The organism is Parapedobacter sp. (assembly GCF_035556095.1).
Classification (GTDB): domain Bacteria; phylum Bacteroidota; class Bacteroidia; order Sphingobacteriales; family Sphingobacteriaceae; genus Parapedobacter.
Window position 1 is genome coordinate 242,927 of sequence record NZ_DATMFT010000025.1, and the last position, 26,129, is coordinate 269,055.

Annotated in this window: 22 protein-coding genes; 16 read left to right on the forward strand and 6 right to left on the reverse strand. The window is 51.2% G+C overall.

Annotated elements, in window-relative coordinates; translation table 11 throughout:
• Positions 1-304: 304 nt before the first annotated feature.
• Both nadB and VNQ80_RS16730 read left to right on the forward strand, forming a co-directional pair.
• A complete protein-coding gene (nadB, locus tag VNQ80_RS16725; RefSeq protein WP_325640753.1) occupies positions 305-1,891 on the forward strand; it encodes an L-aspartate oxidase in 1,587 nt (528 codons plus the stop codon).
• 18 nt (positions 1,892-1,909) lie between these two features.
• Positions 1,910-2,419: a gamma carbonic anhydrase family protein gene (locus VNQ80_RS16730; protein ID WP_325640755.1), complete on the forward strand. Its 510-nt coding sequence runs from the start codon at positions 1,910-1,912 to the stop codon at positions 2,417-2,419.
• Positions 2,420-2,437: 18 nt separating this feature from the next.
• Here VNQ80_RS16730 and VNQ80_RS16735 read toward each other — a convergent pair whose 3' ends face one another.
• The 4 genes from VNQ80_RS16735 to VNQ80_RS16750 form a co-directional block, all read right to left on the reverse strand.
• Positions 2,438-4,078: an Ig-like domain-containing protein gene (locus VNQ80_RS16735; RefSeq protein ID WP_325640757.1), complete on the reverse strand. Its 1,641-nt coding sequence runs from the start codon at positions 4,076-4,078 to the stop codon at positions 2,438-2,440.
• Between the two features lie 104 nt (positions 4,079-4,182).
• On the reverse strand, positions 4,183-6,042 hold the full coding sequence (gene mnmG / locus VNQ80_RS16740) for a tRNA uridine-5-carboxymethylaminomethyl(34) synthesis enzyme MnmG (protein ID WP_325640759.1): 1,860 nt from the start codon (positions 6,040-6,042) through the stop codon (positions 4,183-4,185).
• Positions 6,043-6,101: 59 nt separating this feature from the next.
• Positions 6,102-7,961: an ABC-F family ATP-binding cassette domain-containing protein gene (locus tag VNQ80_RS16745; protein ID WP_325640761.1), complete on the reverse strand. Its 1,860-nt coding sequence runs from the start codon at positions 7,959-7,961 to the stop codon at positions 6,102-6,104.
• Entirely contained in the window at positions 7,958-8,620 is a 663-nt protein-coding gene (locus VNQ80_RS16750; RefSeq protein ID WP_325640763.1) for an NAD(P)H-binding protein, read from the reverse strand. Before VNQ80_RS16750 ends, VNQ80_RS16745 begins: the two co-directional genes overlap by 4 nt.
• A gap of 364 nt (positions 8,621-8,984) precedes the next feature.
• Between VNQ80_RS16750 and VNQ80_RS16755 the strand changes: the two genes are divergently transcribed.
• Complete coding sequence (locus tag VNQ80_RS16755; RefSeq protein WP_325640765.1) at positions 8,985-9,632, forward strand: DUF6266 family protein; 648 nt, start codon at positions 8,985-8,987, stop codon at positions 9,630-9,632.
• Between the two features lie 10 nt (positions 9,633-9,642).
• A complete protein-coding gene (locus tag VNQ80_RS16760; protein WP_325640767.1) occupies positions 9,643-10,224 on the forward strand; it encodes a DUF6266 family protein in 582 nt (193 codons plus the stop codon).
• Here VNQ80_RS16760 and apaG read toward each other — a convergent pair.
• Positions 10,199-10,585 carry a Co2+/Mg2+ efflux protein ApaG gene (gene apaG, locus VNQ80_RS16765; RefSeq protein ID WP_325640769.1) on the reverse strand — a complete coding sequence of 129 codons (387 nt, stop codon included), beginning with the start codon at positions 10,583-10,585 and terminating at the stop codon, positions 10,199-10,201. The two genes, VNQ80_RS16760 and apaG, sit on opposite strands and share 26 nt — an antisense overlap.
• 173 nt (positions 10,586-10,758) lie before the next feature.
• Here apaG and VNQ80_RS16770 point away from each other — a divergent pair, with 173 nt between their 5' ends.
• From VNQ80_RS16770 to VNQ80_RS16825, 12 genes are all read left to right on the forward strand, one after another.
• Positions 10,759-11,466, forward strand: a complete 708-nt coding sequence (locus VNQ80_RS16770; RefSeq protein ID WP_325640771.1) for an SAM-dependent methyltransferase — start codon at positions 10,759-10,761, stop codon at positions 11,464-11,466.
• Between the two features lie 2 nt (positions 11,467-11,468).
• Complete coding sequence (locus VNQ80_RS16775) at positions 11,469-13,079, forward strand: FAD-dependent monooxygenase (protein ID WP_325640773.1); 1,611 nt, start codon at positions 11,469-11,471, stop codon at positions 13,077-13,079.
• A 24-nt stretch (positions 13,080-13,103) separates the two neighbouring features.
• The gene (locus VNQ80_RS16780) at positions 13,104-13,853 is read left to right on the forward strand and encodes an alpha/beta hydrolase (RefSeq protein ID WP_325640775.1); all 750 of its coding nucleotides are present in this window, start codon (positions 13,104-13,106) and stop codon (positions 13,851-13,853) included.
• Positions 13,854-13,860: 7 nt separating this feature from the next.
• A complete protein-coding gene (locus VNQ80_RS16785; RefSeq protein ID WP_325640777.1) occupies positions 13,861-14,355 on the forward strand; it encodes a GNAT family N-acetyltransferase in 495 nt (164 codons plus the stop codon).
• A 102-nt stretch (positions 14,356-14,457) separates the two neighbouring features.
• Positions 14,458-14,934, forward strand: coding sequence for a hypothetical protein (locus VNQ80_RS16790; RefSeq protein WP_325640779.1), 477 nt, complete (start codon positions 14,458-14,460; stop codon positions 14,932-14,934).
• Entirely contained in the window at positions 14,921-16,018 is a 1,098-nt protein-coding gene (locus VNQ80_RS16795) for a Nif3-like dinuclear metal center hexameric protein (RefSeq protein ID WP_325640803.1), read from the forward strand. Before VNQ80_RS16790 ends, VNQ80_RS16795 begins: the two co-directional genes overlap by 14 nt.
• On the forward strand, positions 16,019-16,771 hold the full coding sequence (locus VNQ80_RS16800) for a zinc ribbon domain-containing protein (RefSeq protein ID WP_325640781.1): 753 nt from the start codon (positions 16,019-16,021) through the stop codon (positions 16,769-16,771).
• Positions 16,772-16,961: 190 nt separating this feature from the next.
• Positions 16,962-19,820, forward strand: a complete 2,859-nt coding sequence (uvrA, locus tag VNQ80_RS16805; protein ID WP_325640783.1) for an excinuclease ABC subunit UvrA — start codon at positions 16,962-16,964, stop codon at positions 19,818-19,820.
• Positions 19,821-19,831: 11 nt separating this feature from the next.
• The gene (mutL, locus tag VNQ80_RS16810) at positions 19,832-21,655 is read left to right on the forward strand and encodes a DNA mismatch repair endonuclease MutL (RefSeq protein ID WP_325640785.1); all 1,824 of its coding nucleotides are present in this window, start codon (positions 19,832-19,834) and stop codon (positions 21,653-21,655) included.
• 18 nt (positions 21,656-21,673) lie between these two features.
• Positions 21,674-22,408 (forward strand): rhomboid family intramembrane serine protease, encoded by a 735-nt coding sequence (locus VNQ80_RS16815; protein WP_325640787.1) that lies wholly within the window; start codon positions 21,674-21,676, stop codon positions 22,406-22,408.
• 82 nt (positions 22,409-22,490) lie between these two features.
• Positions 22,491-23,366, forward strand: coding sequence for a rhomboid family intramembrane serine protease (locus VNQ80_RS16820; protein ID WP_325640789.1), 876 nt, complete (start codon positions 22,491-22,493; stop codon positions 23,364-23,366).
• Positions 23,367-23,369: 3 nt separating this feature from the next.
• A complete protein-coding gene (locus VNQ80_RS16825; RefSeq protein ID WP_325640791.1) occupies positions 23,370-24,497 on the forward strand; it encodes an endonuclease/exonuclease/phosphatase family protein in 1,128 nt (375 codons plus the stop codon).
• A gap of 11 nt (positions 24,498-24,508) precedes the next feature.
• On the opposite strand, the gene VNQ80_RS16830 is transcribed toward VNQ80_RS16825, so the two are convergent.
• The coding region (locus tag VNQ80_RS16830) for a sodium:solute symporter (RefSeq protein WP_325640793.1) at positions 24,509-26,129 on the reverse strand (1,621 nt) is incomplete at its 5' end.

Consider the following 26,129-nt stretch of genomic DNA (forward strand, 5'->3'; position numbering starts at 1 on the left):
TGATTTTTAACTATTCCTTATTTTTTAACATGTTATTAACAGAAATTTTAATTGTTGTTATTGAATTACAATACGTTTCATTTTCGGGCTGATTTCATATTCACATGATTTTGTATAGTATTTATTCGGTAGGATTTGTTAATATTGTGGTGTATTTCGAAGTGTTTTCGGTAGCAGGTTGTGTAGAAAATAGGGGAAGTGGGTAAAAGCTGGAGTTATCATTTTTATTCAACCATTAATTGACACGTTATTCACAGCATTACAGACGTCAAACCGCGGTAGTCAGTTTAGCCTTATTTTGTTTATGCATCAGGTTGATTTTTTAGTTATCGGGTCGGGGATAGCCGGTCTGAGTTTTGCCCTAAAAGCGGCTTCACATGGTAAAGTGATGATCATCACCAAGTCAAATGAAGACGAATCGAACACGAAGTATGCGCAGGGGGGCGTGGCTGTGGTTGTGGATAAATCTGATTCGTTCGAGAAGCATATCGCTGATACACTGATAGCTGGGGACGGGTTGTGTGACGAACGGGTTGTGGAAAATGTGGTTAGGGAAGGGCCGAAACGGATCCAGGAGATTATCGATTACGGAACCCACTTTGACAAAAAGACGGATGGCGTATATGATTTAGCCCGGGAGGGCGGCCACTCCGAGCATCGGGTGCTTCATTACAAAGATGTCACCGGTTTTGAAATCGAACGCGTGTTACTTGAAAAGGTCCACGAAAATCCGAATATCGAATTATTGACCCACTATTTCGCGGTGGATTTGATTACGCAGCACCATCTGGGAACGTTTGTGGATAGAAGTACACCCGATATCACTTGTTACGGGGTGTATGTGCTGAATACGGTGGATCATAAAGTGGAGCGTATTTTGAGCAAAGTAACCGTGATGGCGTCCGGTGGAGCCGGACATATTTACGCCAGTACAACAAATCCGGTGATAGCAACGGGCGACGGCATAGCAATGGTATACCGTGCAAAAGGGAAAGTACGGAATATGGAGTTCATGCAGTTCCATCCAACAGCACTTTACAATCCAGGCGAGTATCCAGCATTTTTGATTTCGGAGGCCGTTCGCGGTTTTGGGGGTGTACTTAGGCGGAAGAATGGTGACATGTTCATGCAGGAATATGACGAACGCGCGGGCTTGGCTCCGCGGGACATCGTGGCACGTGCTATCGACTCGGAAATGAAGAAATCAGGCGACGATTTCGTGTTCCTCGATGTTACCCATCGGACGAAGGCGGACATACTCGCCCATTTTCCGAACATCTATGCCAAATGCCTGTCGATAGGTATCGATCTCTCGCGGGATTTTGTTCCCGTTACGCCAGCTGCACATTACTTGTGCGGGGGCATTATGGTGGATGAGCATGGGCGATCGTCGATTCGTAATCTCTACGCTTGCGGTGAATGCGCCTCTACTGGCCTTCATGGAGCTAATAGGCTGGCTTCTAACTCGTTATTGGAAGCTACCGTGTTTGCCCATCGGATTTATGAGGATGCTGTTGCGTCGGTGGATACACTGGCATTGCCCACGCAGATTCCCGATTGGGACGATTCCAACACGGAACTCTCCAATGAGGATATTTTAGTGACCCATAATTTACGGGAAACACAGAAGGTGATGAGTGACTATGTGGGTATTGTACGCTCGGATTTCCGATTGGAGCGGGCGATGCGGCGATTGGGCCTCTTGTATGATGAAACGGAAAGTTTCTATAAGAATACCCGGCTATCGGTGAAGTTGTGTGAGCTTCGGAATGTTATTCAGGTGGCATACCTGGTCATTAAATCGGCGATGAGGAGAAAGGAAAGCCGGGGTTTACATTACACGACGGATTATCCCGAACGCGCCGATAAACGGGTAGATACGATTTTATAAACATTCATTTTATTGCTTATGGCCTTAATTCTTCCCGTGAAGGGGGTTAATCCCGTTATTGGAGCTGCTAGTTTCCTAGCTGAGAATGCAACGGTGGTCGGCGATGTAACCCTGGGAGAGCATTGTTCGGTCTGGTTTAATGCGGTTATAAGGGGCGATGTGAATAGCATCACGATTGGAAGGTATACGAATATCCAGGATGGTGCGGTAATCCATTGTACGTACCGCACGGCGCCTACGATCATTGGTAGTTTTGTGAATATCGGGCATATTGCATTGGTGCACGGTTGTGAACTGAAAGACCGGGTGCTGGTCGGTATGGGTGCCATCGTAATGGATCATGCCGTTGTGGAGAATTACGTCATCATTGCCGCTGGCGCCGTAGTGTTGGAAGGTACGGTTTGTGAAAGCGGTTACCTATATGCCGGGGTTCCTGCCCGTAAAGTGAAGCCGATCACTCCGGAGCAGCGCCAGTTGCTTGATGAACTGCCGGATCGTTACGTGATGTATTCCAGTTGGTTTTCCTAAGTACCCACAGTATCCACGCTATTCCGGTATGGTCAGCGGTTCTTCTTGCTCCCAGTTGGCCCGGATGATGAATGTTTTGCCGAGGTACCATACCCGCTCGGGTTGTTTGTTTTCGTGAACATCGCCGGGATCCCATTTTCCATTGTTATTTTCGTCGTAGACGACCCGTATGGTGTACTTACCTCCCGGGAACTGGCGGAAAGGGATGTCCGTTGAATTTTTTATCGGTACGCTTCGATGGATAACATCCATTTTTTCATTGATAAGTTGAACCAGGTACTGATGCGCGCTGTCCGGAACAGTGACTTTCAATAGGATATCGCCGAAATTCTCGGTTTCGTCCATCGTGAATGTCTTGGTAACCGACTTATTTTTGTCGGAAAAGAAGCCGGTGAAGGCGCCTTCTTCCAGCGTTAAGACATAGTCGTGTTTCGGGCGCCACCCGTATCGCATAATATACCGGCGTTGAACCGTTGTATCTTTAACCAATTGGAAGTTCGTCACGGGAACGGAGTCTACAAGAAGGATGATTTTGCTTCGATCGATGGACTGGATGGGAGATCCAGCGGTGAGTTCGATGTGTTGGATCCGGTTAACCCTGTTTCGGGATAGGTTGTCCGTGATGATGAAATCCCGGTCGTATTTGTCGTTTCGACCACGGCGCATAGTGACTGTGTCTATTATTTCGTTTCGATTACTGATACTGACCTTAAGCGAATCGAAGGTGAGATCGTTTACCCACAGGATCGCCGAATCGCGGTTGGCGGTGTATTCAACCTGTTTATCAGCATCGAGTTGTGACGGATGGATGATTGTTAGTGCCGCATCTTCCAACGGTTTGTTGAACACGAACGTGATTTTGCCGCTCGGCTCTATTTTCCGATCGAGTAATCGGAACTCCCGGGGTATTCCCTTAGATACTTCAAGTACGATTCCGGCGGTGTCCTTGTCCAGCACGATGGAATCGTTCAGAAAGCCGATAAATTCGTCCGGTGCGTTGTATACGCGATCATTGTTTTCCTCGCGCAGTGCATATATCCGGTAATTGTCCTCACGCAAATTCCGTAACCTGAAATTGCCGGCGGTATCGGTGAGCGTAAAGATATTTGCCTTGCGTTTACCGAAGATGGAATCCTGACGCGTAGGGATGAGCAGCACCGTGATTTCCTTTTCTGCCTGTTTGGTAAGCGCATTGATTACTTTTCCTGAGATGGACAAGGAATCGATGACATCGCCGGTGGAAAACACGTAACTGTAATTAAGTAGCGGATTGCCTTCATTGAAGTCGCCGATCGCTTTCCCGAAGTTGATGGTGTAGGTCGTGTTCTCTTCCAGGGAATCGGGAAGTGTAATTTCAATATTTTTCCGTTTCACCCGGGGATTGATGGGTTGGTCAAGATCGGGTGACACACTGATTTCCTTGAAGGGGTTGGATAGCTTGATGAACTCATCGAATTCGATCACTATTTTTTCCGCTTGGAAGTTGCGCGTCAGGTTTGCGGGTGTCTCCTCCAGAATGGTGGGCGGAATGGAGTCTTTCGGTCCCCCTTGGGGTTGTTGGATGCTTGCACACTGCCACGTAAGCAAAATAAGGGCGGAGAAAAATAGCAAAACAACCCATTTTCCGTTTGAGGCTATTTTCGTGCGATTTGAGCGCATTTTATTTTCGGACGTGTATTGCATTGGAAAAATCGAGAAAGTCTCGTGTAACTGATTTATGAAGCTTGATAGAATTTATATATAACTAATTGTTAATCAATAATTTAATTAAAATGAACCATCAAAACGGAAATATCCGAAGGTGAAACACCAGAAATCCGGGAAGCTTGGCCAAGTGTACGCGGTTTGACCTTGATGAGTTTCTCCCGGGCCTCTTTGGACAGCGACACGAGATTCGCATAGTTGAAATCGGGATTGATTTCCTGGTCTTCCATCCGTTTCATTTTATTGACAATCTCTATTTCCTTTTCAAAATAGCTTTCGTATTTCACCTGTATTTCTGCTTGTTCAACGACTTCTTTGTCGTACCCGGCGATCAGTTTCGCGAGCTTTCGGTCAGCCTGTGCTAGGTGCTGCATGTGTACATGGGGGCGGGTAAGGATGTTGAACGATCTTATTTTTTGGGTAATCGGGCTGGAGCCTAATTCGGCCAGCACGGGATTCATTTGCTCCGCATCGACCGAGTGCTTACGGAGATAGTTAACGAGTTGTTGTGCGGCATCAATCTTGTTTTTTACTTTCTCCAACCGCTCGTCGCCAACCATGCCGAGCTGATGCGCCAGCGGAGTGAGCCGTACGTCTGCGTTGTCCTGGCGGAGCAAGAGGCGGTGTTCGGCCCTCGATGTAAACATGCGGTAGGGCTCTTCGGTCCCCTTGGTTACAAGATCGTCGATCAACACACCGATATAGGATTCCGACCGTTTCAGGATAAGTTCGTGGCCATCGTGGATTCGTTGATGAGCGTTGATTCCCGCAACAAGGCCCTGACTGGCGGCTTCTTCGTAGCCGGTGGTGCCGTTAATCTGTCCAGCGAAAAACAGGTGCTTGATAAGGTGTGTTTCCAGCGTTAGATCCAATTGCAATGGGGGGAAGTAGTCGTATTCGATGGCATATCCCGGGCGGAACATCTTTGCATTTTCGAAGCCGGGTATGAGTCGGAGTGCCTGTTGCTGCACTTCTTCCGGAAGAGAGGTTGAGAACCCATTCACGTAGATTTCGACGGTTTGCCAGCCTTCGGGTTCCACAAAAATCTGGTGTCGGTCGCGCTCAGCAAAACGATTGATTTTATCCTCTATCGACGGGCAATAGCGCGGCCCGAGCCCCTGAATCCGGCCGGTGAACATCGGCGATTTTTCAAAACCTTCCTTCAGTTTTTCATGTACGGCTTCATTGGTGTAGGTAATCCAGCAGCATCGTTGTTCCTTGGGGAGGTCGACTTCCGTGAATGAAAAACGGCCTCGTTGCTCGTCGCCCCATTGCTCTTCCATTTTGGTATAGTCCAGGCTTCGACCGTCCACACGCGGCGGTGTGCCTGTTTTCATGCGTCCGGCCTCGAAACCAAGGCTTACAAGCTGCTCAGTGAGTCCCGTTGCCGCTTTTTCGGCGGTTCTACCACCTCCGAAGCGTTTTTCACCGATATGGATGGTTCCATTCAAGAACGTGCCGTTGGTAAGGATGACCGCATCGGCATCGACGGTGATGCCGAGGGAGGTTACGACGCCCGTGGCCCTGCCGTTTGTTACCTGTATGGCGTTTACGGTGTCTTGCCAGATATCGATATTGGATATGGCTTCCAATTGGAGGCGCCATTCTTCGGCGAACCGCATACGGTCGTTTTGCGTTCTCGGGCTCCACATGGCGGGACCTTTGGATTGGTTGAGCATACGGAATTGGATGGTGGTTTTATCCGCAATAATACCCGAATAGCCGCCCATTGCATCGATTTCTCGGACAATTTGGCCTTTGGCTACGCCGCCCATCGCCGGGTTACAGCTCATTTGGCCAATGGTAGCCATATTCATAGTAATCAACAAGACCGAAGAGCCCATGTTGGCGGCCGCTGCAGCTGCTTCACAACCGGCGTGCCCCCCTCCCACTACGATAACATTATACTTTTTAAACATCTACTTCTTTATTTGTTCCACGTGGAACGTTTCTTTTTATTGATGTTCCACGTGGAACATCATACATATTCGCTTAAGGCAAGCCAACGCGCTGTTTTGGCGTCGAGCTGCTGCGTCAGTCGATCGATCGTTTCGGCCATAGCGGCGATCGACTGGTAGTCCGTTTCGCCGGCCAGCTGATTCGTTTGTTCTGTAATTTGCCGTTCCAGATTGGGAATTTCGTTATCCAGTAATTCGTATTCCCGTTGCTCACGGAAGGTGAGTTTGGTCTTTGTTTCCGGCTTGGCAGGTTTTTCAACGGCTTTCGATGGACTTGCTTTCGGGGCATGCTGCTCGGCCTCCCGCTGTTCGGCCTTGAATGCCGCGTAATTACCGTTATAGCAAATCACTTCGCCCATGCCGTCAAAAATGAATAACTGGTCCGTGAGGCGATCCAATAGGTAGCGGTCGTGCGACACCAATAAAAGGATACCCGGATAGTTTGCAAGGAATTCTTCCAATACATTGAGGGTATCGATATCGAGGTCGTTCGCCGGTTCGTCTAGGATCAATACATTCGGATTCTTCATCAATACCCGCATGAGCAGCAACCGCTTGCGCTCGCCACCGCTGAGCTTGCTTACGAGTCCGAATTGCTTTTCGGGGGGAAATAGAAACAACGTAAGGAGTTGGGCCGCCGTGAGGGTGTCGCCGTTGGCCATGGTAATATACTCGGCTACGTTCTTGACGACATCGATGACCCGGGCGCCGGTATCCACGGTCAGCCCGGTTTGACGGTAATATCCGAAAACCACCGTCTCCCCCACGGCGACTGTGCCCGAATCGGGTTCGGTGACTTTGGTGATCAGGTCGAGGAATGTACTTTTGCCGGAGCCGTTTCGGCCGGCCAGGCCAATGCGGTCGCCTTTCTTGAATACGTAGGAAAAGCTTCGGATAACATGCTTTCCCTCGTATGATTTGGCAACTTCTTCCAGTTCCATTATTTTTCCACCCAATCGGCTAACTTTAACGCTTAATTGTACCGAACCTTGTGCGTTGCCCTGTTGCGTTTTGTCTTTCAGTTCATGGAATGCATCGATCCGGGCCTTTGATTTTGTGGCCCGCGCCTGTGGTTGACGTCGCATCCATTCCAATTCACGACGGAGCAAGTTGCGGTTCTTCACCAGCGCCGTTTCCGCTGCGGCGACCCGCTCCGCCCGCTTTTCGAGGTAATAACTGTAGTTTCCGCTATACCGTTGTAAGGAGCCACCCTCCAATTCGTAAATCGATGTACAAACGTTATCGAGAAAGTATCGGTCGTGCGTAACCAACAGCACGGTCTTCTGGCCGGTTACCAGCCATTTCTCGAGCCATTCGATGGTTTCGATGTCCAAGTGATTTGTCGGCTCATCGAGGATATATACGTCGGGCTCGTCAATGAGCAACTTGGCTAGCGCCAATCGTTTCCGTTGACCCCCCGAAAGCGTGGCGATCTGCTGGGAGAGATCGGTCAATTGGAAGCGTGACAGGATTCCCTTGATGGTGTGTTCGTATTCCCATGCGTTCGCCGCGGAGAGTTCGTCGCTCAATTCGGCTAATTTAATCGCGTCGGCAAGGGGGTCAGACACCAATTCTTCGTACCGCCGGATGAGCTGCTGTTGTTGGTGATCCGCGCTATAGATAAAATCCGCAATAGTAGTAAACTGTTCGAAATCAGGGTTTTGTTTCAGGTGGCCCAAGCGGGTTCCCTTCTCGCAGACAACCTGGCCCTCCGAGGGCTCCACGGCACCTGAAAGGATACCGAGCAGGGTGGATTTGCCCGCACCATTGGCACCGACCAACGCGGTCCGCTCACCCCGTTGGAGGGCGAAGTGTAGGTCCTTAAATAGCCACTTGTCGTGGTACGAATGCCCCAACCGTTCGGTCGACAAAATACTCATATCCGTTTTTTAATATCCGCCCAATGATATGTATGGACGCCCTGCTCACCTGTTATAGCCACCCGGCATAGCGCTTTCGACACCCATGCAGCCGGAATGGCCTTGTATTTCGATAATCCGTTGATTAATAAAGGGTTAATCACCTTAAAGATGGCACTACCCAGCGATTCCATTCCCCTTTTTTCCCGGCGGTCGCCAGTCAGTAGCGATGGTCGGAAGACATGCGTTTGCTCAAAGCCCAAACGGATGATATCCCGTTCGGTTTCCCCCTTCATCCGAAGGTAGAAATTTGACGATGCCGGATTGGCCCCTACTGCCGAAACGAGCAAAAAGGCCGATGCCCCATTATCCTTCGTATACTGTGCTGCGGCGACGGGATAGTCATGGTCGATCCGGTAATATTCATCCAGGTCGGGAGTTTTCTTTTTCGTGGTGCCCACGCAGCAAAAGATGTGGTCGCCCCTAAGCTGTTCCCTGATGTTATCCAATGACTGGTGGTCGGCAAACAGTTGGCTCAACTTGGCATGCCTGACGCCGGTGTCACGACGGACAACGATTGTGACCGCCGCATATGCCGGACTGTTCAGCAGCTCTTGCAAGAGATGCCCGCCGATTAATCCGGTGGCGCCGAACAGGATAGCTGATTGCTGAGTTGCCATATTCCGGTGCAAAAATACGGAAATATATCGGTTTTGGCGCGTGCCACTGTCTGCCCGCCTCCCGTGTGCTCGTTGGGCATGAACCGGGCCGGATTAGGGTCCAATCCGTGTCTTAAAAGTCTACATAAGACCATCAAGATAAGAACTATTGTAAAATGGTATTACTACTGAGTTTGTTCGTCTTTTTATCGTCTAGCGGCCGTCTTTTTATCGTCTTTTAGACGAACAAAAGACAAATAATAGTATACCATTTTTCTAACGAAATCAATTGATGACTAAAGGTTAATTACTATTTTTTAAGTTTTTCTTGTGATACCGTCTTTGAAATGATTAACTTGCGGATGTAGTACCAATTCATAAACCGATGGCAACGATTAAAAAAGGCATTCATGGCCCTTTCCGGGGTAAAGTGGGAAGCGTAATTGGCAGCAGTTGGCGGAATATCAATTACATCAAAGGGTTATCCTTGAAGAAGGGCCGCCGGAAACCGACGCCCGCTCAAGAGGAAGCAAGACTAAAATTCAGCCTGCTGAATCGCTTTCTGGACCCGCTTTCCCGGCTGTTGGAAATGAGTTTCGGTCCGTTCACTACCAGGGCTACGGGCCGGAACGCAGCATTCAGCTACAACTATGACCACGCATTTATCAGCGACGAGCAGGGTATACGGCTCAACTATCCGCAGCTGCGGTTCAGCCACGGTCACCTGGTCACGGCCGGAGATGAGCGTGCTTGGTTTGCTGACGGGAAATTACGCGTTTCCTGGCACCCTGGCACGTTCGGTATGGGTGGTGCGCCGGATGACGAGGCATATCTCCTGGTGTACGACGCGGCCAAGCGTACCTTTGTGCCCATGGTGGAAGCGACGCGGCAGGACGGAGCTGCGGAGACCGTAGATTTGGAATACGAACTCGACCTGTCAAAGCTGCATGTATGGCTTTTTTTCATCGATAAGTCCGGCAAGCAAGCATCGAAAACGATATATATCCCTATTGCGGACGCCACGCAGGAATAACCTAGAAACCATGGAATTTTTCTACGACCGAAGCAAGCCGAAGAAGAAGGCGCAATCCAATGGGCGGCTGGCCGTTCAGCAACGCATGCGTCTGGCGATGGCTTTCCTTCACCCCCTCCGCCCCCTCATCGCTGAGAGCTGGATGAGCCAAGGCAAAGGCAATAAAAGCAAGGCCTTCGGACAGGCATTGAAAGCGCTGATGCAGAGTGCCGTCCTCGGACATTATCCCGACCAGCATGTTGCTGCCGACCGAGTACTGATCAGTACGGGTATGCTGCCGACGGTGAACGTGGATGACGTGGTCGCCGATGGCAATAAGCTGGAGGTCTTTTTCTCGGATGACGCGGCGCCGATGGCGAGCGGTACGGACGAGGCGGTATTGGTCGCTTATAGTCCCGAAGCCGGTGTTGCAGGTCGGAATACGGAGGTATACTTGCGGAAAACAGGGCACATATCCGTTTTGCTACCTCCCCAATTGCGGGCTCAGCCATTTCACGCTTACCTATTCATGCACAATGCCAAGAAAAGGCAATTCAGCAAAAGTATGTACCTGGGTTATCTGGGGGCTAGTTCAGCCGATGCGGTGCAATAAGATCGAATTTAGGGATATCCACTTCGAAGAGCGTGCCGTCGAGTTCCCGAAGCATTTGGTAGGTGCCGCCCATGGTGCCCATGTCGCTTTTCAGGTTGCAGCCGGAAACATATTCATGCCGCTCCCCCGGCTCGATAATGGGTTGTTGGCCAACGACCCCCTCACCTTCCACTTCCCGGTGGGTACCGTTGGAATCGAAAATGTACCAGTGCCGGCGCAGGAGTTGCACACTATAATCGCCCAAATTTTCAATGGTAATCCGGTACGCGAACATGAAATGTTCGTTTTCCGGATTGGAATACTCCGGCTGATACACCGTTTCAACCGAAACCTTTACGCCGTCAGTGATTTGTGTGGACATCGCTCAGCGGATTTTTGGCCAAATTAAGAAATGTGTTCGAATAAATAAACCCAACATGATTAAAATAATACATTATTCACCTGTTTATTTCAGGAGGCGCTCACGAATGCGAAGCATTTGAACGCACAAGATAATGATTATTCTTATACAGCTCCTTTTTGTTACGTTTGTATATGCTTTACGGAACGCTGTACCTTATACCCGTGCCTTTGGCAGACGATGTCGCCGCGGCCTCTTTTACGCCCCATCTCGGGGAGGTAGTCAATGCAATTGACGAATATATCGTGGAAAATGGAAAGACTGCACGTAAATTCCTAAAACAAGCGGGCATCCAGACTCCGCAAGATAAGCTTATCCTGCACGATTATGGAAAACACGCACGGAGCTCGGCTGATGTGGCGTCTTTTTTTTCGGGGTTGTTATCGGGCAAGGATGTGGGGATGATGAGCGAGGCGGGCTGTCCTGGGGTGGCGGATCCCGGTGCAGACATCGTGGCTGAAGCCCACCGAAGGGGAATCAACGTGGTACCGTTGGTAGGTCCCAGTTCTATTATACTGGCCTTGATGGCGTCAGGTTTCAGTGGGCAGAGTTTTGCATTCCATGGCTATCTGCCCATAGACAAAGGCGATCGTACCAGGAAAATCAGCTTACTGGAACAGGCGGCCCATCGCGACAAACAAACGCAGCTGTTCATCGAAACCCCTTTCCGCAACAACCAGCTGCTTGCGGAGCTGCTCCGCGTATGCAAGCCGCAGACACGCCTCTGCGTGGCCGTAAACCTTACGGCTGCCGACGAACAAATCATCAGTCAGCCGATACGCAAGTGGCGAGAAGGGAACCACGATTTCCATAAAAAGCCTGCCATTTTCCTGCTTTTTTAACCGTGGAGAATACAAAACATACCGATGTCTTGATTGTTGGGGCCGGCCCATCGGGGTTGATGATGGCGGCCCAACTGCTTCGCCACGGCTTGCAGCCCAACATCGTCGACGCGAAACCGGGACCGGACCGGGAACCCAAGGCGGCCCTCGTACACGCCCGGTCGTTGGAGCTTTTCAGGCAATTGGGGCAGGCTGACCAGCTCCTTGCGCAGGGAAAGTCTGCTTATGCCATCGGGTTGCATGGGCAACGAGGCCCGATGGACACATGGGATTTTTCGAGGCTGGTTTCGGCAAATACGGCTTTTCCGTTTATCCAATGCATCGGCCAGGATCGTGTTGAGCGGCTTTTGCTCAACTGGCTTGCAGAAAAAGCGTGTCCCGTGGCCTGGGAGACCCGCCTGGAATCGCTCAGGCAGGACGATGGCGGGGCAACGGCCACGTTGGTGCACAACGGTACGCGCCAGGATTGGCAATGCTCATGGGTAATCGGTGCGGACGGCCAGCACAGCACGTTGCGTGGCCTGCTCGACATACCGCTAGAAGGGAGCGGCCAAGTGCGGCATTTTTTTGTGGCCGACGTGGAGACCCAACAGGCGGATAGCCGGAAAATCAACATGTTTTTACATGATAAAGGGCCATTGGCAATCGTTCCCCTGGGTGCGGCCGATCACTACCGAATCATAGGCCAGCTGCCCGGGGCACACGGGACGATACAGGGCAATATCCGTAGTTACACGGATGTTAATCTGCAGATCGATAGCGCACTGGGTTTCCGCCTGCCGGAGGAGCGGTACCGGCTGATCAGCCGGTTTCGTTGCCGGAAAATGGTCGCTGAGCAACTGCGCCGCCAGCGGTGCTTCCTGATCGGTGATGCGGCACACGGGGTATCACCCCTCCTAAGCAGGGGTATGAATGAAGGCCTATACGATGCTGCAAACCTGGCTTGGAAGTTGGCGGGCGTGGTGAATGGCCGGATGGCTCCGAGCGTGCTCCATACGTACCAGCCGGAACGGTTGCCCGCGGTGAAAGCGGGCAGTGGGGTTTTTGAGTTTGGGGATAGCGGGCGGCTGTGGCCGGGCTGGTTGACGAAAGCAAGCCGGATGAAAGCGATCAATCGCATCGGCGCAGACCCGGCTCGCCTAAAGCAATCGTTTTATCGGTTGGCAGGCCTCGATGTGAACTATCGCCACTCTCCCCTTTCCATACACCATGCGTTGGGCGTCGACATCCAAGCGGGCGACCGGCTTCCGTACCTACCGGTGTTTGACGAGAAAACGAAAACGCAGACCGACCTGCATCGCTGGTGTGAAAAGCCGGGATTCGCTTTGCTGGTGCTGGGCACGATCAGCCATCATCACCTGAATATCATCGGACAGTGGATGCGGCAGAAGTATCCACGCGAGATGCACCTTTACTACCTCCCCTATTCGGAGCGAAACCAGCAGGTGTTTCAGGCGTTCGAAGTGAAACCTTCAAACACTAAAATTGTACTTATCCGACCGGATATGTATATTGCTTACATCAATGACATGCTCAACGTATCCCTTATCGACACCTACATGGAAGAGATACTTGGGTGGGCATTTTTTGGTCGTTCACCGGAAAAGCATTAACTATGCATTACAAATGATCGCGATATGTTAAAGTTAATTTGGACGCTGCTTGCTTGCTCGCCACTGTGGGCTGCCACGACAATGGCCCAGCAGCATACCTACGTGTTGGTTCATGGTGCCTGGGGGGGCGGGTGGTCGTTCAAGCAGACGGATTCATTGCTCCGCGCGGCGGGCCATGTGGTATACCGGCCTACCCTCTCGGGGCTGGGCGAACGGGTGCACCTGGCTTCGGCAGACATTGACCTGGATACCCACATCGAGGACGTGGTGAACACCATCCTGTTTGAAAACCTGCACAATGTGGTGCTACTGGGGCACAGCTACGGCGGTATGGTGGTTACGGGCGTTGCCGACAGCCTTCCGGGCCGCATCAAGCAGGTGATCTACCTTGATGCATTTGTGCCCGAAGATGGCCAAAGCGTGGCTACGGCGCATGGTACAGCCCAAGCTGGCCGCGAGCTACCGGCAAAAGACGGGCTCATACACCCGTTTTGGGCACAGGAAGCGCAGGGCTTTCCCAAAGACGTGCCACAGCCTGCCAAGACGTTCTCCCAGCCGCTGGCGCTAAAGAACAAAAGGCGGCTGACGTTGCCGACCACCTATATTTTGACATATGAGGGCGACGATGCGGAGAAGGATGCGTTTGCGTTTTTTGCGAAACGGGCGCGAAGCTACGGCTGGAAGGTGGTCAACATGCAGGCCGACCATAACCCGCAGATGAGCATGCCGGATAAACTGGCGATACTACTGGAGGAAGTGGCGGGCCAGCAATGAAAACGTGATGGATGGCCAACGCTTGATATGGAACAAGAAGGCGTTTGCGAGCCTTTCGCTGGATGAACTCTATAAAATCCTGCAATTGCGACAAGAGGTGTTCGTGTTGGAGCAGGCATGTGTTTACAGCGACTTGGACGGTAAAGACCAGCTGTCGTGCCACCTCATGGCATGGCACGGTGATACCTTGGCGGGTTATACGCGGCTCATCCCCTACGGCATTTCCTACCCCGATGCGATGAGCATTGGGCGGGTGGTGATTGCCGCAGGTTTCCGCGGACAGGGGCTTGGTGCGGAACTGATACGGCGGAGCATCGACGGGCTGTATGAACAACACGGGCACAAAGCCATAAAGATCGGCGCACAGGAGCACCTCCACGCATTTTACAGCCGGCTGGGCTTTGGGCAGACAAGCGAGCCTTATATGGATGCCGGCATCCTGCACATCGAGATGACGCTGTTACCGCGGAAACCATTGGGTTTTGTAAGGGAATCGCTGTAATTTAGCACCGATGAAATCTGCGGTGACATCGCGTTGGGAGACGAGGCGATGTAAATGTGGGTTGTATGAGGCCATAAGGCCGTGAAAAGCAAATATTTGCGAATGAATATCGATTACGAAAATCTTTCGCCCGAAATGATACAGCTGGTTGTTGCTGTGTTCATAATTAGGCTGATTGTTTGGGCATTTTACGCCAATACCGTACGGAAAACGCTGCACTGTGTTTCTCCGGAAAACCGACTGATGGCACCCAATCAAGCTTGGTTGCTGCTCATTCCGTTATTTAATATTTACTGGAACTTTTCCGTGGCTTCGCGCGTAGCTGATTCACTGACCAACGAGTTTTATGACCGCAAGATTGCGGAAGAAGAAAGCCCGGGCCGGCAGGCCGGAACGTGGTACGCCTGGCTGTTTTTGCTGTCAAACATTCCGTGGCCGGCATTCATCTTGGTCACCATAGGCCTGTTAAGCATCATTTATTTCATAGCCTACTGGGTGAAACTGAGCAATTTTAGGAATCTCCTATTGGAACATGAGAAACGCAAAGATAACCGGCAAACCGATGATGAAACTCCGTGAATTGACAAACCACCTGGAGTCGATAGCTCCTTTGGATTATCAGGAATCTTACGACAACGCCGGGTTGTTGGTGGGCAGCCCTGATAAAGACGTGAAGCAAGCACTCCTTTCCCTGGATTGCACGGAGGCAGTGGTGGATGAAGCCATTGCGACGGGCTGCGATGTGATCATCTCCCACCACCCGATCGTCTTCAAAGGGCTCAAGCGGTTCAACGGGAACACGTACGTGGAGCGGGTCGTCATGAAGGCGATCAAACATGATATCGCGCTATATGCGATTCACACCAACCTGGATAATGTGATGGGTGGCGTGAACAGTAAGATCGCGGAGCGTTTGGAACTGCACGATACGCGGATACTCAGCCCGAAGGGTGACCTGCTCCGGAAACTGGTGGTGTTTGTACCCAAGGGGCATGTGGAGCGCGTGCGGGCGGCACTGTTTGCGGCGGGTGCCGGCAGCATCGGCCGTTATGACGCATGCAGTTTCAACACCGCGGGCTACGGAACATTCCGGGCGGGTGAAGGCGCAGCCCCGTTTGTTGGCCAGCCCGGAGAACACCACCGTGAAGAAGAAATGCGGGTGGAAGTGATTTATCCGGCCATTAATGAGCGCGCGGTATTGTGCGGGCTTTTCGAAGTGCATCCCTATGAAGAAGTGGCATACGATATCTACCGGCTGCAAAACAACTACCAGGGCGTAGGAAGCGGCTTGGTGGGGCGGCTGGAGAAACCCATGGAGGAGAGCGACTTTCTGGCGCTGCTAAAGGCGCAATTGGGCGCGAAGGTAATCCGTCACACCGCGCTCCGGGGCAAACCGGTGGCCGATGTGGCCGTCTGTGGCGGGGCCGGGGGCTTCCTCCTCGCCCACGCCATCCGTGCGGGAGCCGATGTATTCGTGACAGCGGATTACAAGTACCACGAGTTTTTTGATGCTGAGGGAAAAATCGTGATTGCGGATGTTGGACATTTTGAAAGCGAACAGTTTACGCAGCAACTATTGTTGGAAATTATTCAGAAAAAATTTCCTACCTTTGCAGTCCGTTTGACGGGAACGGACACGAACCCAATAAAATATTATAGTTAAATGGAACAGACTATAGAACAGAAACTAAGGGCGCTTTGGCAGCTGCAGACCATCCATACCAAGGTCGATAAAATCCGGCAGGTACGGGGTGAATTGCCGATCGAGGTAAGTGACCTGGAAGACGATATCGCTGGGCTGGAAACCCGCATAGAGAAAATCAGAGGCGAATTGGATGAACTGGAAGACGGTATCGTCAACCGCCGAAACATGATCCAAGATGCACAGACGGCGATAAAGAAATACGAAGGCCAGCTCAACGAGGTGAAGAACAACCGCGAGTACGATGCGATTACCAAGGAGATAGAGATCCAAGGGCTGGACATCCAGGTAAGTGAGAAGAAAATCCGGGAGTTTGAGTTTGAAATCAAGAACAAAACGGAGGTTTACGAGGGAACGCTGGAAACGCTGGAAACGGCGAAAAAGGATCTTGACGTAAAGAAGGGCGAATTGGACACCATCACCGGCGAAACCCAAAAGGAGGAGGACGAGTTGATGAAGCAGGCTGACGAGGCTGAAAAGGATATCGAGGAACGCTTGCTGCGTGTTTACCGCAGGCTGAGACCCTCATTCAAGAACGGGCTGGCGGTCGTTTCAATCGATCGCGACAGCTGTTCGGGCTGCCATAACAAAATACCGCCCCAAAAGCAGCTGGAAATCCGTCAACGCAAGAAAATCATCGTATGTGAACATTGCGGCCGCGTACTGGTTGATGAGGCCTTGGCCGAAGAAACGGCATCCTCGCCGGTTGCATAACTTGAGGCAAATTCAATGAAATATGGACGCTCGTCTCGTTTTAAACGAGACGAGCGTTTTTTGTCGAATATTTTTAGTTTTTTTCAGAGCTAAACTATTATCTTTAGCGGCAGATGAGTGGTCGGCGAGCTTGCGTTTCAGCGCAAGTTTAGCTAATTTTGCTTACCTTACGATTATTTGACTACGGTAAATGGCGAAACAAACGGCGCCCGATCTGGGCGAGCAAAGTGAAATACAGGTCTTTGGTGCACGGGTACACAACCTAAGGGATATCGATGTGAGTTTTCCCCGGAATGAGCTCGTCGTGGTAACGGGATTGAGCGGCAGTGGAAAATCCTCGCTTGCTTTTGATACCATCTATGCCGAGGGTCAGCGGCGGTATATGGAAACGTTCAGCGCATACAGCCGCCAGTTTCTCGGGGGTATGGAGCGTCCCGACGTGGATAAGATCTCGGGGCTCAGTCCGGTGATATCCATCGAGCAGAAAACCACCAGTAAGAACCCGCGCTCTACCGTGGGGACCATTACCGAGGTGTACGACTTCATGCGGTTGCTTTTCGCGCGGGCGGGAGAAGCATTTTCTTATGTAACCGGTAAGCAAATGGAACGGATGTCGGAAGACCAGGTGGTAGACCGCATCATCGCACAGTTCGAGGGCCAGGCCATCAATGTGCTTGCCCCGGTGGTAAAAGGCCGTAAGGGCCATTACCGGGAATTGTTCGAGCAAATCCGTAAGCAAGGGTATGTAAAAGTACGGGTAGACGGCGAGTTGTTGGATTTGGTGCCCAAGATGCAGGCAGACCGCTATAAGATCCACGATATCGAAGTGGTCATCGATCGGCTGGTGGTGTCGGAAAAAGACCGGAAGCGCCTTTACACCTCGGTGATGCAGGCGATGAAAACGGCAAAGGGTATCATCAAAGTGAGTGATAAGTCTAATAACGATTATTTCTACAGCAGGTACCTGATGGATGCCGAGTCGGGCATATCCTATGACGAGCCCCAGCCGAACACGTTTTCGTTCAATTCGCCATATGGTGCGTGTGAGCGGTGTACGGGACTGGGTTACGTTTATGAAATTGACCGCGATGCCGTGGTACCCGACCCCAAACTGAGCATCATGAAAGGGGGATTGGCCCCGCTCGGCGAATACCGCGATACGTGGAACTTCCAAGTGCTGAAGGCCGTTGCAAAGAAATACGATTTTTCGTTGTCGACCCCCATTGAAAAGCTGACCGAAGCCCAGCTCGATATCTTGATGATGGGTGCGGATGAGGAGGTCGTGGTGCCGGTTTCCTACAGCAGTTGGAATAAGAAGGATTATAGGATCACCTTTGAAGGCCTTTTTAAGATGCTTGAGGACCAGAGCGACCGACATGGGCAAAACGGCCTCCAATTGGATGATTTCCGTGCGCAACGGACCTGCCCGGTCTGTCATGGGGCCCGCTTGAAGAAGGAGTCGCTCCATTTCAAGATCGCCGGGAAAAACATCCATGAACTGGCAACCATGGACATCAGCACGCTGACGGCATGGTTTGCTGAAGTGGAGCTCCGGCTGAATGAGCGGCAGCAGGTGATCGCTAAAGAGATACTGAAGGAAATCCGGTCGCGGTTGGGATTCCTCTTGGATGTAGGGCTCAACTACCTGACCCTGGACCGTACGGCCAAGACGCTTTCGGGAGGCGAGGCACAGCGCATTCGGCTGGCCACACAGATCGGTTCCCAGCTCGTCAACGTACTGTATATCCTTGATGAACCGAGCATCGGGCTGCATCAGCGCGATAACGAGCGGCTCATTACCGCACTTAAAAATCTCCGAGACATCGGGAACTCTGTTTTAGTGGTTGAACACGACAAGGACATGATCCGCAATGCAGACTATGTAATTGATATGGGGCCGGCTGCCGGTGCACATGGCGGGCTTGTGGTTGCACAGGGGAAACCGGAGGAAATCCAAGTTGCCGACACGCTTACCGCAGCCTACCTGAATGGGAGCAAGGAGATACCGGTGCCCGCAAAGCGGCGGGCGGGAAATGGCCATAGGCTGCGCTTGTCGGGCGCATCGGGCAATAACCTCCGGAATGTGACGGCGGAGTTCCCGCTGGGTAAACTTATCCTCGTAACCGGCGTGTCGGGCAGCGGAAAATCCAGCCTCGTTACGGAAACGTTGTATCCGATCCTGAACCACCATTTTTTCCGTGCCAAGAAGGCTCCGCTGCCTTATCGGAAGATCGAGGGGTTGGAGCACATCGACAAGGTCATCGAAATAAACCAGAGTCCCATCGGGCGGACGCCGCGTTCCAACCCCTCAACGTATACCGGTGTGTTTTCGGATATCCGGTCGCTGTTTGTCCAACTTCCCGAATCCAAGATCCGCGGATACAAGCCAGGCCGGTTCTCCTTTAACGTGAAAGGCGGGCGGTGCGAGACGTGCCAGGGCGCCGGCATGAAGGTGATCGAAATGAACTTCCTGCCCGATGTGCAGGTGCCGTGTGAAACCTGCAACGGCAAACGATACAACCGCGAGACCCTTGAAGTGCGCTATCGGGGCAAATCGATCAGCGATGTGCTCGACATGCGTATCGATGATGCGGTTGCCTTTTTTGAGAACATCCCGGCCATTTACCGCAAAATCAAAACATTGCGTGATGTAGGGCTAGGATACCTGACACTGGGCCAGTCGTCGGTGACGTTGTCGGGCGGGGAAGCCCAGCGGGTGAAGCTGGCCACCGAGCTTTCCAAAAAAGATACGGGCAAGACGTTCTATATCCTGGACGAGCCGACAACGGGGCTGCATTTTGAGGATGTAAGCGTTTTACTTGACGTGCTGAACAGATTGGTGGACCGCGGAAACACGGTACTGGTGATTGAGCATAACCTTGACGTGATCAAAGTTGCCGACTGGGTGGTGGACCTGGGCCCTGAAGGGGGTGCAGGCGGTGGCGAAATCCTCTTCAGCGGTGTACCAGAAGACCTCATAAAGAACGAAAGGAGCCAGACGGCCCGATTTCTCGCGGCAGAAATGCACGGTGTAGGCACGTTTTCGTAACTTTGCCACTTATGTCAGATATTATCCAATTGTTGCCGGATGCGGTGGCCAACCAGATTGCCGCGGGTGAAGTGGTACAGCGTCCGGCCTCAGCAGTGAAGGAACTGATAGAAAATGCGATTGATGCCGGTGCCGACAAGATAAAACTGATTGTAAAAGATGGCGGGAAATCGCTTATACAGCTCATCGATAATGGGTGTGGCATGAGCATAACGGATGCGAGGCTATGTTTCGAGCGCCACGCCACCTCTAAGATCCGGAAGGCAGACGACCTGTTTGCGATCCGCACGATGGGATTCCGCGGGGAGGCGCTTGCTTCCATCGCCGCAATTGCCCATGTGGAGCTTAAGACACGCCGTGTGGAAGATGAATTGGGTACACGTATTGAAATTGCCGGCTCGGAGGTGGTGCGCCAGGAACCTGAAGCGCTGCCCGCGGGAACGAGCATCAGCATAAAGAACTTATTTTACAACATTCCGGCCCGCCGCAACTTTTTGAAAAGCAATGCGGTGGAGATGCGGCATATTTTGGAAGAGTTCCAGCGTGCGGCGCTGGCATACCCTACAATCTACTTTACCCTCCATAGCGATGGCCAAGAGCTGTTCCAGCTGCCGGCGGAAAGCTTGAAACAGCGTGTTGTACACGTGTTTGGAAACAGTTATAACCAACGCTTGGTGCCGGTGGAGGAAGAAACGACCATCATCAACCTCAACGGGTTCATCGGCAAGCCCGAGTATGCCAAAAAGACCCGCGGCGAGCAGTATTTTTTTGTAAATAACCGCTTCGTGAAAGACCCGTACCTTAACCACGCGGTGGTGAAGGCCTACGAAGGAATCCTGGCTGCGGACAGCTTCCCGTTGTATGTATTGTTTATTGAGATCGATCCGGCAAAAATTGATATCAATGTGCACCCGACGAAAACCGAGATCAAGTACGAGGATGAGCGGGCGATTTACGCCATACTCCAATCGGCCGTGAAGCGATCGTTGGGGCGCTACAACATCACACCCACACTTGACTTCAATCAAGAAACGGGGTTTAGCCGGATGATCAGCCCCAAGCCGCTGGAGGAAATCACGCCGCCCTCGATTACCTTTAATCCGGACTATAACCCTTTTGACAACAGTAAGCCCAGCGAGGGGCGGCGGTCATCCCCTATTCCCGACCAATGGCAAACGCTTTACCAGATTACGGAAAAACGAACGGACATCCAGTTACCGCTGCATGGGGAGGAACACGGCCGTGTTGTTGAATCGACCCGACCCACCCGAAAGCAGCCGTTCCAGTTGCATAACCGTTATATCATGTCGCAGATCCATTCGGGTTTTATCCTTATCGATCAACAGGCGGCACACGAGCGGATCTTGTTTGAGCAGTTCCGGCAACAGCAGGAAAACCGACAGGGAGCCAGCCAGCAAAGCCTTTTCCCGCAGACGGTGACATTTAGTGGTTCGGATTTCCAGTTGATTACCGATTTGCTGCCCGACATCCGTGCCTTGGGGTTCCAAATCCGTGAGTTTGGGAAAAACACCTTCGTGGTTGAAGGGATTCCGGCGGACTTGACAACGGGGCTGGATGAGCGCGAAGTGCTGGACCGGCTGCTGGAAGACTATAAGCATAACCAAAGCCAATTGAAGCTCCCAAAGCGGGAGCAATTGGCAAGGAGCCTTGCCCGGCATGCGGCCATCAGGCCGGGCACGGAATTGACAACGGAAGATATGGCTGATCTGATCGACCGGTTATTTGCATGCGAAATGCCGAACGTTTCGCTGAATGGCAAGCCCATAATTCTTACTTTTACCCTGCAGGAACTGATGGAACGGTTTGAGCGCTAAAACACGAAATGAAGAAATATGTTTAACAATACTGCATCCCCTTTTTCCGGCCTGCCGCCGGTAGTTAAAAATTTACTCATTATCAATGTGATCTGTTTCGTTGGCGGCGCATTGATTTTTCCACGGGCAAATGATCTGTTTGGCGTTTATTATCCGGACTCACCGGGGTTCCATCTCTGGCAGGTCATCACATACATGTTTATGCATGGCGGGATTGCGCATATTTTTTTCAATATGTTTGCCCTGTTTATGTTCGGGCCGATTTTGGAGCAAGTGTTCGGGTCGAAGCGCTTTCTGAACTTTTACCTGATTACCGGGTTAGGCGCGTTGGTTTTGCAGTTTGCGGTGCAGGCCCTGGAGGTGTACATGATTGTAGACTCGTTTTCGGCAAAGGCATTTCTTTCGGAAATAGATGTGGCCAATCGGAGTGCCCGCGTATTGAGTAGCCTTCCGGCCGAAGCACGGCAGACGCTTTTGTCGATATACACGACGCCCATGGTGGGCGCCTCGGGAGCCATATATGGCTTGTTGATTGCCTTCGGCTACCTGTTCCCCAATACGCCGCTAATGCTCATCTTCTTACCGGTACCGATTAAAGCGAAGTACTTTATTCCGGTGATGATTCTCATCGAGCTGTTTCTGGGTGTGTCGCGTACGGGTTCTTCCATTGCCCATTTTGCGCACATAGGTGGCGCGTTATTTGGATTTCTGCTCATAAAACTTTGGGGAATAAGGCGGCCTAATTATTGGTGAAAGGACGTGGCGGCGAAGTGTATTCAAAAAAAATTTTCATATATTAGCCCATGTTATCAAGCGACAATACAGGGAGCACGCGATGAAAAAGTCATGGGTTGGCGGTTTATGGCATAAAGCTTTCCGTTCGGGGAGTCCGCTGTTCCTGTTTATCGGTATCAACATCCTGGTATTTGTGGGGCTTGGTGCGCTCTCTCTGGTCTCTGCGCTTGGTTTTACGGATGTTTCGTTAGCTGGCTACGTAATGCCATGGATACAGTTACCAGCGTCGGTTTCCGCGTGGTTATACAAACCTTGGACGTTACTCACCTATATGTTTACCCAACAGGGGTTATTCCACATCCTGTTCAACATGCTTTGGCTGTTCTGGTTGGGTATTATTTTCCTCGATTTCCTAAAGAAAAGGCAGTTCACTTTCGTTTATCTGGCTGGAGGGATCGTTGGCGGAGTACTCTATCTATTGGCCTATAATCTTATTCCGGTGTTTAGGGCCGAGGCTTTCCGGACGGTGATGATTGGTTCTTCGGCGAGCGTGAGCGCGATTGTATTCGCTACCGCTACACTATTGCCGGATTATACTATCCGGATGCTCTTCTTTGGCAACGTCAAACTGAAGTACCTTGCATTGGCCTTTATTGTGATCGATGTGCTGGCGATTGCGGGGTTCAATGCCGGCGGAAGTATTGCCCATATCGGCGGGGCATTGTTTGGCTTTGTCTACATTAAACGACTACAAAATGGCCAGGACTGGAGCCGTATACTGGGCAGGCAAGAGCGACGAAAAAAGCTTCGTGTGTTGCGGAATGAACACCCTATCCATGAGGAGCCCCTGGTCCCAAATCAGGAAGTGATTGATCGGATTTTGGATAAGATTTCCCAATCCGGCTACGATAGCCTAACGAAAGCGGAAAAGGAGGCCCTGTTTAAAGCCAGCAAGCAAGGTCAAAACGAATATTGATTGATGGCAAGAAAACGTGGGCGTACGAAACGGCTGGGCTTTTTCAGTAAATCCGTGCTTTTGGCAAATGTTTTGGCGGTAACAGCATTGTTGTTAAGTTATCTGGCGCCCATTATTAACCCACAAGTGTTTTGGCCATTTGCGTTTCTCGGCATTGCTTACCTCCCACTGTTGGCTATTAACGGCTTGTTTGTTGCATATTGGCTGGTGCGAGGCGCTCCATATGCTGCCCTTTCTTTTTTTGCCATTCTTTTGGGGTGGAATATCCTGCAGAAACATTACGGCTTTAGCCCCAAGGTACCCGAAAGTGTCGTAGCGTCGCCGGATACCGGTCATATTCGGGTACTGACCTATAATGTGCATTTTTTCAGGGCATTTGAGCAGCAAGATACGGAACTGACTATCCGTGATGAGGCCATGCGATTGATGGACAGTGTGTCGCCCGATGTAATTTGCATTCAGGAGTACTACACCCGGCAGAAAGGCAAACACAATATGGCTTCGGTGTTTGAGCGGGAAATCAGTATGCCTTATTATTATGTTTCGCCAACGGCGGAAAACGATTACGAGGCCTATGGGATGGCCATTTTTTCGCGGTATCCAATTGTTCAATCCGGTGTCCTTCCCGAGCATGAATACGGGGTAAATCGCATCATTTATACAGACATTGATAAAGGGGGACGGGTTTTTAGGGTTTATAATGTCCATTTGCGCTCGTTCGGTTTTCAAAAAGAAGATTATGATTTTATCAATAACCCGTCGAAAACCATTGAGAAAGACGCCGCTTCTACCAAGCGTATCGGCGGGCGGTTAAAGCACGCATTTCGGGCCCGCAGCGCACAGGCCGTAGCGCTGCGCGAACATAGTCATGCATGTAACTTGCCTTATCTTATTGCGGGAGACTTCAACGACACACCGCTATCTTACGCTGTGAATGAAGTTTCAACTGGGTTGCGGAATGCTTTTCGCGAAAAGGGACGCGGTTGGGGCGTTACGTATAATGGCGATTTTCCTAACTTTCAGATTGACTATATTCTTTCGAGTAAGGCTTTCGAAGTGGAGCATTATCAGGTTATTAAAGTAAAATTATCCGATCATTATCCAGTATGGGCCGATTTAAGGCTTGATTAATGAGCGCCAGGCTAGGTTGTCCGGATTGGCTGGTGGCGGCGGCGACCCTGGAAAATCAGCGCAAACATGACAACGCCCGCACAACCTACCAGGTTGAGCCAAAGAAAAGCCATTACATCGAACCACCATAGCGATACAACCATAATTTCGGTAAGGATTGCAGCGGTAAGCACCGCACGGCCCCCGGCTCGCTTTACATAGAATGCTACAATGAAAATACCCAGAATAGTACCGTAGAACAAGGAGCCCAGGATATTTACAGCTTCGAGCAAATTACCCAGCTTACTGGCATACAATGCGATGGCCACACAAAATACGCCCCATACAAATGTAAATGCCCGGGATGCGGAAAGGTACCCCCGTTCGGTGCCAGCTTTGTTTACAAACCGTTTATAGATATCAATGACCGTTGTTGAGGCTAATGAATTGATAGCACTGGCTGTAGCGCCCATGGAAGCCATGAATACGATAGCGACAAGCAGCCCGATGAGCCCCCGGGGGAAGTTTTCGGTTACGAAAGTCAGGAAAATATAGTTGTTGTCATTGGTGTCGGCAAAAGCATCGTTTTCCTGCATTAGTTCCACCAGATCGGCCCGGACTTCCTTGGCCCGGACATCGGCCTGCTGTAGTTGGCTGCGCACGTCGGATATCACAGCTTCGTCATCGCTCTCCAACGCCGCAGTGAGTCGATGGATCTGTTCCTGCTTTTCGTCGAATATTTGTTTATGCTCAGCCTTCAGCTCGTTAACCTGCGCCGCATAGCGACTCTGTTCGATTTTGTGAAGCTCATATTTGTTGAAGAAGATGGGTGGGCTATTGTATTGATAAAAGGCAAACACCAGGATACCGATGAGCAAGATGGAAAACTGCATGGGAACCTTGAGCAGCCCATTCATCAGCAGGCCAATCCGGCTATCACGAATAGACGATCCGGTCAGGTATCGACCTACCTGGCTTTGATCGGTGCCGAAATAAGACAACTGCAGGAAGAAACCACCGATGAGGCCGCTCCAAAGCGTATATTGGTTGTTCCAATCGAATGAAAGATCGATGGCGTTGGCTTTGCCAGACTTGCCTGCGATATGCAGGGCTTTTACCAAACCGATGTCTGCGGGTAGCATATATATCACCAGAACCCCGGCAGTGACTAGCCCACCGAAGATAATGGCCATTTGAAGCAGCTGGGTGTATGACACGGCTTTCGTACCACCGTAAACGGTATAGAGCACCACAAGCGTACCAATGAACAGGGTGGTATATACCACATTGATCTGCAAGATGCTCGACAGGATAATGGCCGGCGCATAAATGGTGATCCCCGTTGACAGACCCCGCTGAATGAGAAACAGCAAGGCTGTGAATGCACGGGTGCGTACATCGAAACGCTTTTCTAGAAATTCATAAGCCGTAAAAACCCGCAGGCGATGGAACATGGGCACGAACGAGATACTCAACACGATCATGGCCAACGGCAGGCCGAAATAGAACTGGACGAAGCTCATTCCTGAGGAATACGCAAGCCCCGGAGCGGACAGGAACGTGATGGCGCTGGCTTGGGTAGCCATGACGGAGAGTGCAACGTGATACCATGGCAGGGATTTGTTACCCAGTAGATACCCGTCGATATTGCGG